Annotated in this window: 17 protein-coding genes; 3 read left to right on the plus strand and 14 right to left on the minus strand. The window is 73.0% G+C overall.

Features of this window, described 5'->3' with window-relative positions:
- Nucleotides 1-39: 39 nt before the first annotated feature.
- From Sdagh_RS17980 to Sdagh_RS17995, 4 genes are all read right to left on the minus strand, one after another.
- Nucleotides 40-270, minus strand: a complete 231-nt coding sequence (locus Sdagh_RS17980) for a hypothetical protein (protein ID WP_189422113.1) — start codon at nt 268-270, stop codon at nt 40-42.
- Between the two features lie 170 nt (nt 271-440).
- Nucleotides 441-1,517 carry a PucR family transcriptional regulator gene (locus Sdagh_RS17985; protein ID WP_226535283.1) on the minus strand — a complete coding sequence of 359 codons (1,077 nt, stop codon included), beginning with the start codon at nt 1,515-1,517 and terminating at the stop codon, nt 441-443.
- 79 nt (nt 1,518-1,596) lie between these two features.
- Nucleotides 1,597-3,114 (minus strand): flotillin family protein, encoded by a 1,518-nt coding sequence (locus Sdagh_RS17990; protein WP_189422115.1) that lies wholly within the window; start codon nt 3,112-3,114, stop codon nt 1,597-1,599.
- A 47-nt stretch (nt 3,115-3,161) separates the two neighbouring features.
- On the minus strand, nt 3,162-3,671 hold the full coding sequence (locus tag Sdagh_RS17995) for an NfeD family protein (protein WP_190011459.1): 510 nt from the start codon (nt 3,669-3,671) through the stop codon (nt 3,162-3,164).
- 266 nt (nt 3,672-3,937) lie between these two features.
- Here Sdagh_RS17995 and Sdagh_RS18000 point away from each other — a divergent pair, with 266 nt between their 5' ends.
- Nucleotides 3,938-5,905: a potassium channel family protein gene (locus Sdagh_RS18000; RefSeq protein WP_190011494.1), complete on the plus strand. Its 1,968-nt coding sequence runs from the start codon at nt 3,938-3,940 to the stop codon at nt 5,903-5,905.
- Nucleotides 5,906-6,076: 171 nt separating this feature from the next.
- On the opposite strand, the gene Sdagh_RS18005 is transcribed toward Sdagh_RS18000, so the two are convergent.
- Nucleotides 6,077-7,873, minus strand: coding sequence for a S9 family peptidase (locus tag Sdagh_RS18005; protein WP_189422117.1), 1,797 nt, complete (start codon nt 7,871-7,873; stop codon nt 6,077-6,079).
- A gap of 122 nt (nt 7,874-7,995) precedes the next feature.
- Between Sdagh_RS18005 and Sdagh_RS18010 the strand changes: the two genes are divergently transcribed.
- The gene (locus tag Sdagh_RS18010) at nt 7,996-8,814 is read left to right on the plus strand and encodes an SURF1 family protein (protein WP_189422118.1); all 819 of its coding nucleotides are present in this window, start codon (nt 7,996-7,998) and stop codon (nt 8,812-8,814) included.
- A gap of 33 nt (nt 8,815-8,847) precedes the next feature.
- Here the strand turns inward: Sdagh_RS18010 and Sdagh_RS18015 are convergent, their stop codons facing one another.
- The 7 genes from Sdagh_RS18015 to Sdagh_RS18045 all read right to left on the minus strand — a co-directional run bounded on the left by Sdagh_RS18015 (nt 8,848) and on the right by Sdagh_RS18045 (nt 15,123).
- Nucleotides 8,848-9,930, minus strand: a complete 1,083-nt coding sequence (locus tag Sdagh_RS18015) for a hypothetical protein (RefSeq protein WP_190076988.1) — start codon at nt 9,928-9,930, stop codon at nt 8,848-8,850.
- Between the two features lie 71 nt (nt 9,931-10,001).
- A complete protein-coding gene (locus Sdagh_RS18020; RefSeq protein WP_189422205.1) occupies nt 10,002-10,577 on the minus strand; it encodes a SigE family RNA polymerase sigma factor in 576 nt (191 codons plus the stop codon).
- A gap of 465 nt (nt 10,578-11,042) precedes the next feature.
- The gene (locus tag Sdagh_RS18025; RefSeq protein WP_189422120.1) at nt 11,043-12,119 is read right to left on the minus strand and encodes an aspartate-semialdehyde dehydrogenase; all 1,077 of its coding nucleotides are present in this window, start codon (nt 12,117-12,119) and stop codon (nt 11,043-11,045) included.
- Nucleotides 12,119-13,396, minus strand: coding sequence for an aspartate kinase (locus Sdagh_RS18030; protein ID WP_189422121.1), 1,278 nt, complete (start codon nt 13,394-13,396; stop codon nt 12,119-12,121). Before Sdagh_RS18030 ends, Sdagh_RS18025 begins: the two co-directional genes overlap by 1 nt.
- 590 nt (nt 13,397-13,986) lie before the next feature.
- Nucleotides 13,987-14,400, minus strand: coding sequence for a hypothetical protein (locus tag Sdagh_RS18035; RefSeq protein ID WP_190076989.1), 414 nt, complete (start codon nt 14,398-14,400; stop codon nt 13,987-13,989).
- A 36-nt stretch (nt 14,401-14,436) separates the two neighbouring features.
- Nucleotides 14,437-14,640, minus strand: a complete 204-nt coding sequence (locus Sdagh_RS18040; protein ID WP_308288749.1) for a DUF397 domain-containing protein — start codon at nt 14,638-14,640, stop codon at nt 14,437-14,439.
- A 9-nt stretch (nt 14,641-14,649) separates the two neighbouring features.
- Entirely contained in the window at nt 14,650-15,123 is a 474-nt protein-coding gene (locus tag Sdagh_RS18045) for a DUF5753 domain-containing protein (RefSeq protein ID WP_190076990.1), read from the minus strand.
- A gap of 9 nt (nt 15,124-15,132) precedes the next feature.
- On the opposite strand from Sdagh_RS18045, the gene Sdagh_RS18050 reads away from it, so the two are divergent.
- The gene (locus Sdagh_RS18050; RefSeq protein WP_189422124.1) at nt 15,133-15,270 is read left to right on the plus strand and encodes a hypothetical protein; all 138 of its coding nucleotides are present in this window, start codon (nt 15,133-15,135) and stop codon (nt 15,268-15,270) included.
- 274 nt (nt 15,271-15,544) lie between these two features.
- On the opposite strand, the gene Sdagh_RS18055 is transcribed toward Sdagh_RS18050, so the two are convergent.
- Complete coding sequence (locus tag Sdagh_RS18055; RefSeq protein WP_226535297.1) at nt 15,545-15,934, minus strand: hypothetical protein; 390 nt, start codon at nt 15,932-15,934, stop codon at nt 15,545-15,547.
- 46 nt (nt 15,935-15,980) lie between these two features.
- Nucleotides 15,981-18,377, minus strand: a complete 2,397-nt coding sequence (locus Sdagh_RS18060; RefSeq protein ID WP_190076991.1) for a tetratricopeptide repeat protein — start codon at nt 18,375-18,377, stop codon at nt 15,981-15,983.
- Between the last annotated feature and the right edge of the window lie 23 nt (nt 18,378-18,400).

Consider the following 18,400-nt stretch of genomic DNA (forward strand, 5'->3'; position numbering starts at 1 on the left):
CCCGTCCGCGTGCCGCTCGTCCGCGTGCCGTGCGTCCGGCTACCGCTCGTCCGTCTCGTACAGCTTCACGTCCCGGTTCGCGAACAGGTGGACGTAGCCGCACTGCCAGCAGATCAGGCCGGTCGCCGACTCGTTGGCCCAGGCCATCTTCATGAACTCCATGCCGGAGCTGTTGAGGAGGACGGAACGGTCGCGGAAGCGCTCGCTGCCGCAGACCTGGCAGGTGATCCAGATGTCGCCGACCGCCGCGCGGACCGGTTTCTTCGCCATGGTGCTCTTTCTCCTGTTCACAGAGGGGTCGGCTTCACAGAGGGGTCGGCTTCACAGAGGGGTCGGCTTCACAGAGGGGTCGGCTTCACAGAGGGGTCGGCTTCACAGAGGGTTCGGCTTCACAGAGGGTTCGGCTTCACAGAGGGGTCGGCTTCACAGAGGGGTCGGCTTCACAGAGGGGTCGACGGCCAGCCCAGCAGCCGGGCGCCGATCACCGCGGTCTGGAGGGTGTAGCGGTGGACGGGGTCGGCGGGGTCGGCGCCGGTGATGCGGTGGATGCGGTCGAGGCGGTAGGTGAGGGCGCGCACGCTCAGGGAGAGGCGGCGGGCCGCCTCCGCCGCCACGCAGCCGGAGTCGAAGTACGCGGTGAGGGTGTCCAGCAGGGGCTGGGCGCCGCCGCGGGCCTCGCGCAGCGGGCTGAGGGTGTTCTTCACCAGGTCGGCCATGGCCTGCCGGTCGCGGGTGAGCACCGGGTAGACGAGGAGGTCGGCGGCGCGCAGCACCGGGTCGTCCAGTTCGAGGCGTTCGGCCAGGTCGAGAGCGTTCAGGGCTTCCTCGTAGGACTGGACGACGCCGGCCGCGCCGGGCTGGGCGCGGCCGACGGCGACCTGGCCGCCGTCGGTGGCGGCGTGGGCCAGCTTGGCGAAGAAGGTGAGGATCTCCTGCTGGTCGCCCGGGGCCACGCAGACCAGGCGCCCGTCCTTCGTGGTGAGGAGGATGCGGCGGTCGCCGAAGCGGCCGATCAGCGCGGTCTCCACTTCCCGGGGGACGGGGTCGCCGTCGTCGTAGGCCACGGCGCCGCGCGCCACGGCGACCGCGTGCTCGTAGGCGAGCCGCAGACCGTACCGCTCGGCGCGCTGGGCGAGGCGGCCCAGGTCGCTGCGGCCGTAGAGCAGGTCGTCGATGAACTCCCGGCGGGCCGCCTCCTCCTGGCGGACGGCCAGCCGCTGCGCCCGCTCGTACCCCTCGGCGAGCGCGTCCACCGCCTGGGTGGCGGCGGCCAGCACGCTGTCGGGCGTGACGCCGGGCCCGGCCGGCCAGCCGGCGCGGGTGGCGGTGAGGTGGGCGACGACCAGGGCGCGCAGTTTGACACCGGCCTCCGCCGCGCGTCTGCCCAGCTCGCGGCGGGTGTCCAGTTCGGCCCGGGTCAGCCGGCGGCCGGTCGGGGCGGCGTCCGCGAGGAGCGCCGCGTATCCCTCCAGGTAGGCCGCCGGGTCCGGCTGCGCATCGGATCGGTCGTCCGTCACACCCGTCCACCCCCACCGTGCTCCGTGCATGCCTCTTCCGTGTCGTACCAGCGTAGGCGGGGGTGGGCGCGGGGGGTCGTCAGCCGGTGATCTCGACCTTGCCGTCGGCGCCGGGCCGCTCCGGTGCCGTCTTCCCGGCGGTGAGGTTCTTCAGGAGGCCGGCGAGGTCGACGCCCGTGGTGGCGCCGAGGAGTTCCACGCCCTGGGCGACATTGTCGGCGACCGTACGGGAGAGGCTGCTCGCGCCGTCCGTGGAGATCACGGTCATCTTGTCCACGGCGGAGAGCGGCTCCGACGCCTTGGCCACCACCTGTGGCAGCACCTCCACCAGCATCTGCAGCACCGCCGCGTCACCGTACCGCTCGAAGGCGTCCGCCTTCTTGTGCATCGCCTCGGCCTCGGCCGCGCCCTTCGCGCCGATCGCCGCGGCCTCCGCCTCGCCCTCCAGCCGGACCGCCTCCGCGATCGCCGCGCGCCGGGACCGCTCGGCCTCGCCCTGCTTGAGCCCCTCGATGGCCTGCGCCTCGGCCAGCGCGCCGCGGCGCTGCTTCTCGCCCTCACCGGTCAGCCGGGCCCGCTCGGCCTCGGCCTGGGCGGCGGCGATCTCGGCGGCGCGCTCGGCCTCGGCCTGCTTCACCCGGGACACCCGGCGGGCCTCGGCCTCCTGCTCGGCCTCGTACCGCGCGGCGTCGGCCGGCTTGCGGACCTCGGTGTCCAACTGGCGGTCCTTCAGGGCGGCCTGGCGCTCGGCGACCTTCTCCTGCTCGGCGAGGATGTCCTGCTGCCGGGCCGCCTCGGCGAGCGGGCCGGCCGCGTTGGCGCGGGCCGCGGCCTGGTCGGTCTCGGCCTTGATCTCGGCCTGGCGCAGGTACAGGGTGCGCTGGGCGACCGCGATCTCCTCCTCGGCCTTCAGCCGGGCCTGCTCGGCCGCGCGCCGGGCGACCGCCTCGGCGATGTCGGCCTCCTGCTTGGCCCGCGCGGCCTCGGGGCGGCCGAGGTCCTCCAGGTAGGAGCCCTCGGTGGTGATGTCCTGGATCTGGAAGGCGTCCAGGACCAGGCCCTGGCCGGAGAGGCTGGCCTCCGCCTCCTCCGCCACCTGTCCCGCGAAGGCGGCGCGGTCACGGATGACGTCCTCCACCGACATCCGGCCGACGATCGCCCGCAGCGCGCCGGACAGCACCTCCTGGGTGAAGCCGACGATGCCGTCCTGCTGCATCAGGAACCGCTGCGCCGCGGCCCGGATCGCGTCCTCCGTGCCGCCCACCTTGACGATGGCGACGCCCTCCAGATGGGCCTTGACGCCGCGCAGTGTCACCGCGCCGCGCACGGCGACCGGGATGTGCCGGGAGGACAGGTCGAGGGTGAACTTCTGCTGCACGAACGGCACCACGAAGACGCCGCCGCCGACCACGACCTTCTGGCCGCTGTTGTCGGTGAAGATCCGGCCGGTCTCCGGATCGGTGGCCTTCTTGCCGCGCCGGCCGGTGACGATGAACGCCTCGCTCGGCCCGGCCACCTTGTACCGGCTGACGACGACCAGTGCCAGCAGCACCAGGAGTACGACGACTCCGAGCGCCGCGAACAGGACAGGACTCATGGCTGTGCCCCCGTTTCGCGGAAAGGGTGGGTAGGAAGGGGTGGTGGTCAGTCGTCCACCGGGCGGACGAGCACCGACGTCGCGGTCGGGGTCGCCTCCACCCAGACGCGGGTGCCGCGGGCCAGCGGCTCCGCGCTGCGCGCCGCGCACTTGAGGGGCTGGCCGCCGAGGTGCAGCAGGACCTCGCCGAACCCGTCGGCGGGGATGGCGGTGACCACCTTGCCGGGGGTGCCCAGCAACTGCTCCACGGCCGGTGCGACGGCGGTACGGTCCCGCATCAGCGCCCGGCTGAGCCGGTACGCCGCCCAGCCCGTGCCCGCGCCGGCGAGCACCCCGGCCGCGGTGGCGCCCCCGGGGCCGGACCAGCCGGCGCCGAGCACGATCGCGCCGGTGAAACCCGTCATCGCCAGGAATCCGGCGACGACCGGCAGCGACAGCCACCCGTCGAGGACGCCGTCCGGCGCACCGTCGAGCACGCCGTCGAGCACGCCGTCGAAGACCAGCGACAGGGCGAGCAGCACGACCCCCGCGCTGCCCAGTCCGAGAAACCAGGCCATGCGTGCTGTCCCCCTCTCGCCCCGTCGCTGACCTCCGGTGCGTCGGATTCTGGCAGTCCCCGGCTCGGGGCGTCATTGCCGGGTTCCGGCAATCTTTACGTGGCTTTGATGCCGCGTCCCCACCCCTCGCGGACACCGCCGCCCCGGGTGGACCGGGCAGGGGTGGAACCCGCCGGCCGGACGGGGCAGTCTGTTCCCTCGTGACGAGCGTTCCGCAACAGAGTCAGCAGGGCCAGCGCGGCCAACAGGGCGAGCGGTCCGCGCACATGGTGGTCTGCGGTGACGACGGACTGGCGCACCGGCTCGCCGCCGAACTGCGCGGCGTCTACGGCGAACAGGTCACGCTCGTCGTGCCGCCCTCCGGGCGACGGGTCCGCCAGCCGGTGGTGGGGCGCGCGCGGGCCGCCTCCGCCGCGCTGCTCGACCTGGTCAACGCGGCCGTCAACCGCGGCGGTACGGCCGACCCGGCCGGCGGCGGAGGCGGCGGAGGCGGCGGAGGCGGCGGAGGCGGCGGAGGCGGCACGGGTCCGGGCGGCGGCCCCGGGGGCGGCGGGCTGGAGATCGAGGCCGGGGAGCCGACCGAGGACGTGCTCGCCGGGGCGGGGGTGGGGCGGGCCGCCGCGCTCGCCCTGGTCTACGACGACGACGAGACCAACATCCGCGCCGCCCTCACCGCCCGCCGGCTCAACCCCCGGCTGCGGCTGGTGCTGCGGCTGTACAACCGGCGACTCGGCCAGCACATAGAGGAACTCCTCGACCAGGCCGCCGCGTTGGCGACCGGCGAGGCGCGGGCCGCGCACGGCTTCGACGCCTCCACCACCGTCCTCTCCGACGCCGACACCGCCGCGCCCGCGCTGGCCGCGACCGCGCTGGTGGGCACCAGCAAGATCGTGGAGACGGACGGGCTGCTGCTGCGCGCGGTGGAACGGCAGCCGCCGCGGCCGGGCGAGGTCGCCGACCCGGGGCTGTGCACGCTGGCGCTGCTGTCCGCGACGAGCAACGACCCCGCCGGTACGGACGGTTCGGAGGGGAGCGGCGACCAGGGGCCTCGGCTGCTGCCGGACGCGGCGGCCGTGGCGCGGGCGACGGGACGGGGCACGGTCGTCCTGGAGCAGGTGTCGTACTCCGGGCCCGCGCTGTCCACGAGGGGCGGGGTGGTGCCGCCGTTCGCCTCGCTGTTCTCGCGCCGGCTGCGGTGGTCGATCGCGGGGCTGGTGGCGTGCGTGGTCGCGCTCGCGGTGGCGCTGACGCTGGTGACCGGGGAGCATCCGCTGCACGCGACGTACGTGACGCTGCTGGACCTGTTCGCCATCAACGAGCCGGCGCTGGAGGGGACGACCGGGGAGCAGGTCCTCCAACTCCTCACCGGGCTGATGGGGTTGTTGCTGCTGCCGGTGCTGCTGGCGGCGGTACTGGAGGCGCTGGGCACGTTCCGCACGGCGACGGCGCTGCGGAAGCCGCCGCGGGGGCTCGGCGGGCATGTCGTGCTGCTCGGGCTCGGGAAGATCGGCACCCGGGTGCTGACGCGGCTGCGGGAGCTGCACATCCCCGTGGTGTGCGTCGAGTCCGATCCCGAGGCGCGCGGGATGGCGACGGCGCGGCGGCTGCGGGTGCCGGTGGTGCTGGGCGACGTCACGCAGGAGGGGGTGCTGGAGGCGGCGAAGATCCACCGGGCGCACTCACTGCTGGCGCTGACCAGCGTCGACACGACGAATCTGGAGGCGGTGCTGTACGCGCGGTCGGTGCGGGCGGATCTGCGGGTGGTGCTGCGGCTGTACGACGACGACTTCGCGACGGCCGTGTACCGGACGCTGCGGGCGGCGCACCCCGGGGCGCTGACGCGCAGCCGCAGCGTGACGCATCTGGCGGCGCCCGCCTTCGCCGGGGCGATGATGGGGCGGCAGATCCTGGGGGCGATCCCGGTCGAGCGGCGGGTGCTGCTGTTCGCGGCGGTGCGGGTGGCGGGGCATCCGCAGTTGGAGGGGCGGACGGTCGGGGAGGCGTTCCGGGCGGGGGCGTGGCGGGTGCTGGCGCTGGACACGGGGGCCTCCGGCGGCCAGGGGGAGGCCGGTGACGGGGGCGGGGTGGCTCGGGGGGCGGGGCTGGTGTGGGAGTTGCCGGAGACGTATGTGCTGCGGGGAGAGGACCGGGTGGTGCTGGCCGCCACGCGCAGGGGGCTGGCGGAGTTGATGGGGCGGCGAGGGCGACGGCGTCCCTCCGGGGGTTCGGAGTGACGCCGCCGGTCGATCACGCCGCCCGTCGCTCACGCCCCGGTCAGGCAGTACGGCCGGCTGCCACGCCGCCCAGGGGGCTCCGCCCCGCCGGACCCCCGGGCCCGTGCCCACCCACCACCCGGCTCGGCCGGCCTGGAGGGCACCGTCGGTGGGTGGGTGGGCCGGACGGCGTCAGGGCTGGGGAAGGTGACGGGCGGCGAAGTCGAGTTCCAGTGAGACCTGCTTGATGCGCTCGTCGACGACCAGGGAGCCGTGGCCCGCGTCGTAGCGGTAGACCTCGTGGGTCGCTCCCCTCGCCTCCAGGCGCTTGACGTAGTTCTCGATCTGGCGGATGGGACAGCGGGGGTCGTTGACGCCCGCCGAGATGTAGACCGGGACCTTGACCTGGTCGACGTAGGTCAGGGGTGAGGACGCCTCGTAGCGCTCGGGGACCTCCTCGGGGGTGCCGCCGAGGAGCGTGCGGTCGAGGGCCTTCAGCGCCTCCATCTCGTCGTGGTACGCGGTGACGTAGTCGGCGACCGGGACCGCGGCGATGCCCAGCGCCCACGCCTCGGGCTGGACGCCGATGCCGAGCAGGGTGAGGTAGCCGCCCCAGGAGCCGCCGGTGAGGATCAGGCGGGCGGGGTCGGCGAGACCGGAGGCCACCGCCCATTCCCGGACCGCGGCGATGTCCTCCAGTTCGATGAGGCCGACCCGGTGCTTCAGGGCGTCGGTCCAGGCGCGGCCGTAGCCGGTGGAGCCCCGGTAGTTGACCCGGACCACCGCGTACCCGTGGTCGACCCAGGCGGCCGGGCCCGCGGCGAAGGAGTCGCTGTCGTGGTACGTCGGGCCGCCGTGGATGTCGAAGACCGTCGGCAGCGGTCCCGTCGCGCCCGCCGGCCTCTGGACCAGGGCGTGGACCCGGCCGCCGGGGCCCTCCACCCACACGTCCTCCACCGGCACCGAGCCGGGCGACTTCATGCCGGGCGGCTCCAGGACGACCCGGCCGGTGGTGGAGCGGACCGAGGGCGGCTGGGCGGCCGACGACCACAGGTACTCCACGCTGCCGTCGGGGCGGGCCGTCGCGCCCGAGACCGTGCCCGCCGGGGTGGGGATCTCCACCAGCGCACGGGTCGTGAGGTCGTAGCGGAACAGCTCGCTGCGGGCCTCGAAGCCGTGCGCGATCAGCAGGCCGGTGCCGTCCGGGAACCACTCCGCGCTGACGTCCCCGGGCAGCTCCAGCGCGAGGTCGGTCTCCTCTCCCGTCGCCACGTCCCAGACCAGGGGCTCCCAGCGGCCCCGCCGCTGGTGGCCGATGAGCAGCCGGGTGTCCCCGTCCACGGGGGCGAAGCCGAGCACCTCGAGGCCCAGTTCCTCGGTGCCGCCCTTGGTGTCGTCCAGCTCGGCGACGACCGTGCCGTCGGGGCGCAGGACGCGCAGCGCCGAGTGCATCGCGTCGCCGTGCTCGGTGTGCTCGACGGCGATCAGCGAACCGTCGTGGGAGAGGTCGCCGACGCCCGCCGACTCGGGGTGGCGGTAGATCTCCACGGGGGCGTCGTCCCCGCGGGCGAGGTGGATCGTCGTACCGTCCTCGTCGGTGGAGCGGCCGATCACCGCCGTCCGCCCGTCCCGGCCGAGGGCGAGGCCCGCCGGATAGGAGGGGTCGAGGCCGGGGACCGCGGCCTCGTCGGGGCCGCCCGCGAAGGGCTGACGACGCCAGATCCCGAACTCGTCGCCGTCCTTGTCGTCGAACCACCAGATCCACGCGCCGTCGGGCGAGAGCACGCCGTCGGTCGTGCCGTTGGGACGGTCCGTGGCCTGGCGCTGCTCACCGGTGGACCGGTCCCAGGCGTACAGCTCGCTCGTCCCCGTCACATTGGACACGAACAGGGCGCGGTCGGGCGCGTCCTCCGCCCAGTCCGGCAAGGACACCCTCGGCGCGCGGAACCGCTTCTCCCAGTCCGGCATGGACCCGTTGCTCTCAGTCATGGCCCCATAGTGCCCCGAGGTCCCGTTTCCGCGTAGATCCGGTCCCCACCTGTGGACAACCACCTGTGGACAACTCCGACCCCGCGACCGGACTCCGCGCGCGAAGCCGTACCGTTGAGGGCGTGTACCGGTTTCTGCTGACGCCCCGATGGTGGGGGATCAACGTCTTCGTCGTGCTCGCGATCCCGTTCTGCATCTTCATGGGGTCCTGGCAGCTGGGCCGGTTCGAGGACCGCGTCGACGACCACCACAGCGCCGACCGGCAGGCCGACTCCGCCCGGCGGCAGGCCGCCGCCCCGCTGGCCGACCTGCTGCCCGTCGACAAGGCGACCGTCAACCGGCAGGCCACCGCCACCGGCCGGTACGCCGAGCAGTTGCTCGTCCCCGACCGGGAGCTGGACGGCCGCGAGGGCTACTACGTCCTCACCATGCTGCGCACCGGCTCCGGCGAGGCGCTGCCCGTCGTCCGGGGCTGGCTGCCCGGTGCCGCCGATCCGGCGAAGGCCCCGGCCCCGCCGTCCGGCGAGGTCACGGTCACCGGCGCGCTCCAGGCGTCCGAGACCCCCGGGGACAACGGCGTCAGCGCGCGCGGCGGCCTCCCCGCCGGGCAGACCGCCGCGATCAGCGCGGCCTCGCTGATCAACCTGGTGCCGTACGACGTGTACGACGCGTACGTCACGCTCAACCGGGGCGACTCGGGGATGAAGGCCGTCCCGATCAGCGAGACGCAGGACTCCGGCCTGGACCTGAAGGCGTTCCAGAACCTCGGGTACACCGCCGAGTGGTTCGCGTTCGTCGGCTTCGTGCTCTTCATGTGGTTCCGGCTGCTGCGCCGCGAGGTGGAGCTGGCCCGCGACGCGGAGCTGGGGCTGGCCCCGGCGGACGAGCAGCCCCTCGCCGATGAGGAGAAGGAGGCGCGGACCCACCCGTCCGGTGTGTGACCGCCGCCGCCCTCCGAGCCATCCCGAGCGGTCCTACGACCCCGCCAGCACGCCCGTCCAGTACACGGTCCCCGCGCAGGCGTTGGACACCGTGGCCGTCGCCGCGCCCGCCCCGGTCTGAGCCGTGTACGTCACGGCCACGCTCCCGGCGGCCGGGGCGTCCGCGACGAGCTGGGCCGAGGTGCCGGTGGTGTTCGCCGTGTCGGTGCCGCCGCCGGCGGGGGTCTCCGTGGGCGTCGGGTCCGGTGAGGGCGTGCCGCCGGTGCCGCCGTCCGTGCCGCCGCCGGTGGTGGGGCAGGTCTCCGAGGGCACCCAGGCGAACTGCACCTCGTACGCCGCGCCCGGCTCCAGCAGCAGCTGGGTCCGCTCCAGCGAGGGGTCGGGGAGCCCGGTCGCCGGGTCGCCGGCCGCGTGCCGCGCGGTGCCGATCCTGGTGGGGTCCGCCGCGCCCTGGGCGGTGACGCCGACCGAGCCGGGGCCGCCGACGGTACAGCCGGCCGAGGAGATGTTGCCGACCCGGAAGGAGCCGTAGACCACGCCGGTGGAGTCGGGTGCGGCGCTGGAGGCGACGGCGCCGCCGAGCTGGCCGGCCGTGCAGGCGGCGGTGCCGGTGCCGCTGCTGGTGGAGGGGTCGGCGCCGGTGTCGCCACCGCCGCCGGGGGCGGCCGTGCTGTCCTCGTCCTTCTCCGCGTGGTCGGGCCCGCCCTTCGGACCGCCCTGCTCGGCGGAGCCGACGGTGGCGCTCTGCCCGCCGGCCGGGTGCTTGCCCTGGCCGGAGCCGCCCTGCGCCTGGGAGACGTTGCCGGCGACGGACGGGTCGGCGCCGGGGCCGGTGGAGTGGGAGACGTGGAGCAGCGCGGGGATCGCGGTGCCGATGAAGAGCGCGGCGGCGGCCATGCCCACGGCGGCCTGCCGCTTGCGGGCCCGCCGGGCGGGGACCTCCCTGCGCAGGTGTTCGAGGGCGCCCTCGCGGGGCGCCACGTCCTGGACGGCCTGGTGGAGCAGCCTGCGCAGGGCCAGCTCGTCCGGGTCGAGTTCGTCCGGGTCGAGTTCGTCCGGGTCGAGTTCGTCCGGGGTCAGCGCGTCGGGTCCCGGATCGTCGGGGCCGTGGTTCACAGTTCCGTTCCCAGCGTGCGAGTGCTTCGGCTCTTGTCCGTCCGGTCCGCGCGAGGCAGCGGTGCCGTCGCTCATGCCGGCGCCCCCATGGCCAGCCTGAGGGCGGCGATGCCGCGCGAACCGTATGCCTTGACCGAGCCCAGGGATATGCCGAGCGTCTCGGCCACCTGCGCCTCGGTCATGTCGGCGAAGTACCTGAGGACCAGGACCTCGCGCTGGCGGCGCTGGAGGTTCTTCATCGCCTTGATCAGGGAGTCGCGCTCCAGCTGGTCGTAGGCGCCCTCTTCCGCGCTCGCCATGTCGGGCATGGGCTTCGACAGCAGCTTCAGGCCGATGATCCGGCGGCGCAGGGCCGACCGGGACAGGTTGACGACCGTCTGCCGCAGGTACGCCAGCGTCTTCTCGGGGTCGCGGACCCGCTTGCGCGCCGAGTGCACGCGGATGAACGCCTCCTGGACGACGTCCTCGCAGGAGGCGGTGTCGTCGAGCAGGAGCGCCGCGAGACCGAGCAGCGACCGGTAGTGGACGCGGTAGGTCTCGGTGAGGTGGTCGACGGTGGTGCCCGCCGCCACGGCGTCCTCGGTCCCCTCTCGCTGCGTCGGCAGGGGCGCCGGCTGGGCTGCGGGCATGGGGGCGATCACCGGCATGCCGCCGGCCGCGCCGGGCCGCGCGAGCCGACGGGTCGGCCGCAGGGCCGCGCCGCGTGCCGCCGCCGGGGACACCCCCTGCTCGAAGAGCTTGGGGGCCAAGTCGAGTACCTCTGCCACGCCAGTTGGACCCGCCCGACCCCCTGAGGGTTGTACGTGTCGAGCGTCTCGTTCGCTCTCGCGTCCGGCAGTGCCCCCGATGGTGCGTCAATCGCCGTCATGCGTCCCGCTCTTCCCCTATGTCCCCTATGGCGTGGACGTCCCCACGTCCGCACCCCGGCGTCCCCACGCCTCGTTCGAGGTGACCGCAAAGACGCTCCCCGCCTTCCGCGTGGTTGCGGAGGCGGGGAGGGAAATCCTCTGACGGGACCCGGTCATCGATCAAGAGATCCGGGCCATCGACCGGATCACACCGCTTACGCCGATCCTACAAACGTTTCACGTGAAACCCACCGGAATTCCGGTTCAGCCCGGCTCGCCCGCGATCAACTCCGCGATCTGCACGGTGTTCAGCGCCGCGCCCTTGCGCAGATTGTCCCCGCACACGAAGAGTTCGAGCGCCGTGGGGTCGTCCAGCGCCCGGCGTACCCGGCCGACCCAGGTCGGGTCGGTGCCGACGGCGTCGGCGGGTGTGGGGAACTCACCGGCGGCGGGGTTGTCGAAGAGGACGACGCCGGGGGCGGTGGCGAGGATCTCGCGGGCCCGGCCGACGGTGACCTCGTTCTCGAAGCGGGCGTGCACGGTCAGGGAGTGGGTGGTGACCACGGGCACCCGTACGCAGGTCACGGCCACCGGGAGGCGCGGCAGCCCGAGGATCTTGCGGGACTCGTCCCGGACCCTCATCTCCTCCGAGGACCAGCCGTCCTCGCGCACGGAACCGGCCCACGGTACGACGTTCAGCGCGACCGGCTCGGGGAAGGGGCCGGTGTCGTCGCCGACGGCCCGCCGCAGGTCACCGGGGTTGGTCCCCAGCTCCGTGCCGGCCACCAGGGAGAGCTGGCGGCGCAGGGTCTCGACGCCGTCCCGGCCGGCCCCGCTCACCGCCTGGTACGTGGAGACCACCAGCTCGCGCAGGCCGGACTCGGCGTGCAGCGCGCCCAGCGCCACGATCATCGACAGCGTCGTGCAGCCCGGTCCCGCGACGATGCCGCGCGGGCGGTTGCGGGCCGCGTGCGGGTTGACCTCCGGCACGACGAGGGGGACGTCCGGGTCCATCCGGAAGGCGCCGGAGTCATCGACCACGACCGCGCCCTTGGCGGCGGCGAGCGGCGCCCAGGCGGCGGCCACCTCGTCGGGTACGTCGAACAGCGCGACGTCGACGCCGTCGAAGGCGTCCTCGGTGAGCGCGACGACCTCGGTCTCCTCGCCGCGCACGGCCAGCTTGCGGCCGGCCGAGCGCGGCGAGGAGACGAGGCGGATCTCGCCCCAGATGTCCGCGTGCTGGGACAGGATCCGGAGCATGACGGACCCCACGACGCCGGTCGCGCCGACGACGGCGAGCGTCGGGCGGCCGGCCCGCGGGGACCGTTCGGTTTCGGCCATCAGCGGCCGGTGCCTCCGTAGACCACGGCCTCGTCGCTCTCGGAGTCCAGGCCGAAGGCGGTGTGCACGGCGCGCACGGCCTCGTTGACGTCGTCCTTGCGGGTGACGACGGAGATCCGGATCTCGGAGGTGGAGATCAGCTCGATGTTCACGCCCGCGTCGCTGAGGGCCTTGAAGAAGTCCGCGGTGACGCCCGGGTTGGTCTTCATACCGGCGCCGACCAGGGCGATCTTGCCGATCTGGTCGTCGTAGCGCAGGGACTCGAAGCCGATGCCGGAGCGGTTCTTCTCCAGCGCGTCGATGGCCTTGCGGCCCTCGCTCTTGGGCAGGGTGAAGGAGATGTCCGTGAGGCCGGTGGAGGCGGCGGACACGTTCTGCACGATCATGTCGATGTTGATCTCGGCGTCGGCGATCGTACGGAAGATCGTGGCCGCCTCGCCCGGCTTGTCCGGCACACCGACGACCGTGATCTTGGCCTCGGAGGTGTCGTGCGCGACACCGGAGATGATGGCCTGCTCCACCTGCTTGTCCCCTTGCTCGATCGGTTCGCTGCTGACCCAGGTGCCCTGGAGCCCACTGAAGCTGGACCGGACGTGGATCGGGATGTTGTACCGGCGGGCGTACTCCACGCACCGGTGGAGCAGCACCTTCGAACCGTTGGCGGCCAGCTCCAGCATGTCCTCGAAGGAGATCCAGTCGATCTTCTTCGCCTTGCTGACCACCCGCGGGTCGGCGGTGAAGACGCCGTCGACGTCGGTGTAGATCTCACAGACGTCCGCGTCGAGCGCGGCGGCGAGGGCGACGGCGGTGGTGTCCGAGCCGCCGCGGCCCAGCGTGGTGATGTCCTTGCTGTCCTGGCTGACGCCCTGGAAGCCGGCCACGATGGCGATGTTGCCCTCGTCCACCGAGGTCTTGATGCGGCCCGGCGTGACGTCGATGATCCGGGCTTTGTTGTGGACCGAGTCGGTGATGACACCTGCCTGGCTGCCCGTGAACGACTGGGCCTCGTGGCCCAGGTTCTTGATCGCCATCGCCAGCAGGGCCATGGAGATCCGCTCCCCGGCGGTCAGCAGCATGTCGAGCTCGCGCCCGGCAGGCATGGGGGAAACCTGCTCGGCGAGATCGATCAGCTCGTCCGTCGTGTCGCCCATCGCGGAAACGACGGCGACCACCTGGTTGCCGTTCTTCTTCGCTTCCACGATCCGCTTGGCGACGCGCTTGATGCCCTCGGCATCGGCTACGGAGGAGCCTCCGTACTTCTGCACGACAAGGCCCACGTGCGCTCCTCGCTCAATCCGTCTCTTTCCGCACGTACGTGTATGTACTGCGGTCGGCTCAGTCTAACGAGCGTCCGAATTTCCCCCCTGCGATATCGCATGGTGAGACCTGCCGTCCGCCCGCTCGTCCAGGCAGGCTCATGCCCAGGCTCTTCGCGAGCCACTCGGAACGTGCCGTGTGTCACACGTTCACAAGCGGAGGGGGTCAGTCGGCTAGTTCCGCGAGGAAGGCCGTGTCGAGGGTGCCGCCGACGGACGCGGGGATCTCGACGGTGGAGCCGAAGGGCCTGTTCACCTGTCGCCGGTAACGGCCGCCCTCCGGTTCGCTGAAGACCGTGACCGTGCGGCCGCTTCGACCTGGACCTTCCCGTGAGGGAACGCCAGCCGCACGGTCTCGGGGGCGTGGTGTGCCCGTTCCTCGAACTCCTCGACGGTCATCCTTCCTCGCCGCCCCGGACGCCGTCCACGAGATCGTCGACGGTACCCTCCGCGCGGCAGAGGTCCGCGCCGGCATCCGCCCCCGCTCCGAACGGGCGCTGCGAGCGTGCGGGAGGTGCCGGTCGGGGCACCATGGCGTCGAGGAGGCGACGTCATGACCCCCAGGACCGAGCACCGGCCGCAGCCTGAGACTCCGGGTCCGGCTCCGGCCCCGGTTCCGGCTCGGGGGTAGGGGGCTCGGGCTCGTCCGTCCTGGCCAGGCCCCTCGTGCAGTCCTCGATGACGATCCGCCCCTTGCGCTCCCGGGCGAACGTCTCCCACCACTCCTTCGACCTGCGCGTCCGCGACCAGTACGCGCGCGTCACCCAGCGCGGGGACCCGTCCTCGACGGTCAGGTGCTCCCGGATGTGCCGCAGGTGTCCGCCCTCGTCCAGGCCGCGCAGGGACGTACGGGTCGCCGGCTGGCCATAGCGGGGGTGTACGGCGGCGATGGCCTTGTAGCCCACCGCATGCCCGACTTCGAGGTGATCGATGAAGACGGCGAACTCGCGGTCTCGTAGGCGCAAGTGTGCGAAGTCCGGGTCCGCGTGTGCGGGTCTTCGTCACCGGCCGGGCGCTTTCCGTACCCCAGGTTGGCCACCGGATGGGACGGGGAGGGGCTGGACTGCGGCGATGAACGCCGCCCAGGCGGGCGCCGTGACGTGGGCCTCAGGGCCGGTCCGCTGCTTGGAGTCGCGGACGACGGTCGAACGGGCGACCTCTGCGCAGGCGCCGCCTTCACCTCGCTGTGGCTCGACTTGACCCACTTCACCTGGTCACTCACGGCCCTTCACCATCCGCTCGATGAAACGGGCCGACTCGTCGGGGTCGAGGGCACGCGTGCGGATCATGCCAAGTGACTCGGTGACACGGGCGACAGACCCGGGATCGGCCGTCAGCTCGCTGGCGAACGCCCCCTCGGCGAAGGCGTAGCGCTCATGGTCACGCGTCTCGATGAGCACCGTGGGACCCTCCGGAGCGTTGCTGAACGCCCGCTCGAACGACGGTACTTGGGTCACGATGTTCCGCAAGCGTGACGCCTCCGACAACCGCTCCGGTTGCTCCCGGTCGACCAGCGGACTCCCCAGCGCCGCCTCGTACAGGAGGAAACAGCACGCCACCGGCGGCTTTCGTCCGGTGAGGAGGGCCTGCCGCTCCAGCCGGGTCACCACCCGCTCCTCCACCGTCTCGTCGTTCTGCGGCGGCAGGCGGTCACTGATCAGCTTCCGCGCGTACGCGGCCGTCTGCAACAGCCCGGGATGAGCGCGACCTCGTACCACCAGATACTGGTGGCCTCCGGCTCGCGCTCCATGTACTCCTGGGCTCGGGCCGGGAACGTCTCCCTGCTCGCCGTACGACTCGACGGCATCCGCGGGGAACTCGTCGCCGACCGCTGATCGACGCCACCGACGAGGACGCCGGACCGATCGTGTGCGAGGCGAGCGGCGGGCGGTGGGTGTACTTCCTGCCGCCGCCGGGGACGGTCGCCGCCCGGGAGTGGCCGCTCGGCGTGCAGTCGCTCGGCGGGACGGGGACCCGGACCGTGACGTACATCGGCATCCCCGCGCTCGGGGGCAACACCTGGCCGCTGCGCTGGTACAGCGGCCCCACGGCGACGGCGCCGTACCTGGACCCGGCCATGCTGTGTGGTTCTGGGGCGTGGGTGACCCCTCACGTGCCGGTGGACGCCGAACCGATGTCACCGCCCGCCGCGATGGAGCCCTTGCCTGAGGCGCTGACTCCGCCCGGCGCCGACGGGGAGGAGGAGGGCGGAGGCCCCGGTGGAGCGGGCGGCGGGGTGGTACCGCCGGTCGAGGCCGTACCGATGCTGCCGCCGGCGGCGATCGCGCCGTCGCCGGACGCACTGGCGCCGGATGCCGGGTTCCGGGCCGCGCCACCGGCGACCAGCGCCAGTGCCAGGCCGGCGAGGCCGGCCACCGCGCCCGTCACACTGGCGGCCTGATCCGCCCGGCCGAGGTCGAAGAAGGCGACCACCACGAGCGTGACCGCGCCTACCGCGCAGAGCCCGACGCCGGTCCACATCAGAGGCTTGGCTGACATGACCGACATTGTGCTCGACGGCGAGCGGCCGTGAAGGCGGTTCGTCTCATTCCTCGGCGGGCGGTTCGGCGAGGGCCAGTGCCCAGGCGTTCTCCATGGCGTCGATCTGCGCCTGTGCCCGCTCCTGCGCCTCGGAACCACCGGAGACATTGGCACGTAGGAACCGGCGGAACCAGTCCAGCGTCTCCGTGCCGGTGGCCACGTCCCGGGTGGCGATGGCGGTGTTCATGATGCACGCGCGGGCCATGGCGCTGAGGAAGGAGTCCGCTCCCACGTAGCGGTCCGCCTCCTGCGCGGCCTGACGGGCGAGGCCCAGTGCCGCGTCGAAGTCACCGGTACCGAGGTGCATGTGCGCCAGGTTCAGCCGCGCCGCGATGGTGTCGGCGTGCTCGCGCCCCAGTGCCGCCTCGCAGTCGGCGAGGCGTCCGACAGCCTCCGGGAGGGCTTCCTGGACCCATGCCTCCACCGCTTCCCGGCTATGAGCTTCCCGCAGGTCGTCCGCCGCTGTCCGGACCTCGGCCAGGGCCTTCTCCCCCTGTGCGGCGATCTCCCGGGTGGCGCGGAACATCATGGCGGTGATACTCCGCCCGACGCTGCTCATCACCTGCGTCTGCGATCCTCGTACGGTCAGAGTGAGCGGGTGCTTGTCCCCCAACACCCGCGTGCAGTCGGTCAACAATTGCTCCACCAGGTCGACCGCGGCCTCGCCGTCGTCCTGGATCGCCATCACCCTCAGTTCTCCCCACCGCGCCTCCAGCGTTTCGGGGTGCTCGGGCCCCAGAACGCGACCGCGCAGAGCTACGGCCTCACGCACGTTCAGCAGTGCCCGGTCCAGGTCGGCGGCCTCCAGGTAGGACGCGGTCAGTTCGTAGCGTGCGGTGATGGTCTCCGGGTGCCGGGAGCCGAGGACCCGCTCACACCGGGCGACGTGGTCCAGCGCCTGTCGGAGCGGCAGAGGCTGGAAGCCCATCCGCCGGTTGCGTGCGACGAGTGACAGGAGGTGATCGGGGCCGAGGTGCCGGACGACTCCCGCATCACCCCGCCTCAGCAGGCGCTTGGCACGGCTCCCCGTCATCTGGTGCCCGGCGAACTGGCCCACCCGGCTGAAGACTCGTGCCAGGTCCACCGAATCCTCTGCAGGGTCCGTATGGCCGGCGAGGGCCTCCACGTGGGGCAGCAGTCTCCGCCAGGTCCGCCACTGGCCCGGGTCCGCGCTGTCCTCCGGTACCGCCTCCACCAGACACTCCGCGGCGATCTCACGTGCCGCAGAGATGGCCCCGGCGTCGCGGTGGGGGTCCTCGGGGTCCGCCGTACGGGACACCGCCTGCACGAGACGGTGCAGGGACAGCGCCGACGTGCCGCGCAGGGTCACCATGCTGTGCGCGGCCAGCCGGCCGATGGCCCGGTCGACGGCCGGCGGAGAACCGAGACCGTCCAGGAAGGAACGCGGGATGTCGTCGGGCGCGTACCACGCCACGGTGAGCAGGATGGTGACGGCCAGCGGGACGTCGGCCAGCCGGTCCAGCGTCACGCGCCAGACCCGGGCGACCGTGCGTTGTTCGTTCCGGCCCGCGAAAGTGGCGGTGTACATGTCGGCCGGGTAGTCGGCGAGCAGGGCCAGATACCGCTCGGCCGCCGTGCCGCTCTCCAGACAGTAGGCAGCGGCCTGTTCGATCGCCAGCGGGAGGTGCCCCAGCTCCGAGCAGACGTCCGCGACGGCATCTCCCGCGTCGGGGGCGATACGGGCGAACAACTCGACGGCCTCTTCCGACGTGAGGGCGTCAAGGGCCATCGTCTCGGCGATACCGTGCCACCCGGTGGACCGCCTGCTGGTGATGAGGAACCGCCCACCCCGGACCGCGGCCAGCAGGTGCTTCACGTCGGCCGGCTCGCTGACGTTGTCGATGACGATCAGCCAGTCGTCGTGCGCGGCCAGCCACTGAAGCGCCCAGTCGCGGAGCTGGGGCTCCTGCAGGGAAGCGGCGCCGGTCCGCAGCAGGAGGGCCGTCGCCAGGGCACCGAGCCCCGCATCGACCGCTGCCCGGTCGTCGCCGGCGATCCACCACACCGGTGAATACGCCGCGTGGTCGGCCGCCCAATGGGCGGCGAGCGTGGTTTTGCCGACGCCCCCCAGGCCGTGCACCACATGCACGAGGGGAGCCGTCCCGGTCGCCGTGCCCGCCCGCAGCACATCCAGCTCCCGTCGGCGGCCGACGAAGAGCCGGGGACGCTCGGGAAGGTTCGTCAGCCCAGGGGGAGCGTCGACCAGGTCGGCACGGGGCACGGGTGCGGGCGGGGCGGCCGCGAGCAGCGTGAGATGTTCGATGTGCTGCTTACCGATGGCGCCCGGCGCTGTGACAGCCGTGCCGATGTCGCGGCCCGCCGCGACCGCTTCGTCCCCCGACGCGGCCACACCCGGCCGCCGATCGAACACGCCACTCATACCTCACATGATGGCGCCGGCAC

It is taken from the genome of Streptomyces daghestanicus, assembly GCF_020521275.1.
In the GTDB taxonomy this organism is placed as follows: domain Bacteria; phylum Actinomycetota; class Actinomycetes; order Streptomycetales; family Streptomycetaceae; genus Streptomyces; species Streptomyces griseoviridis.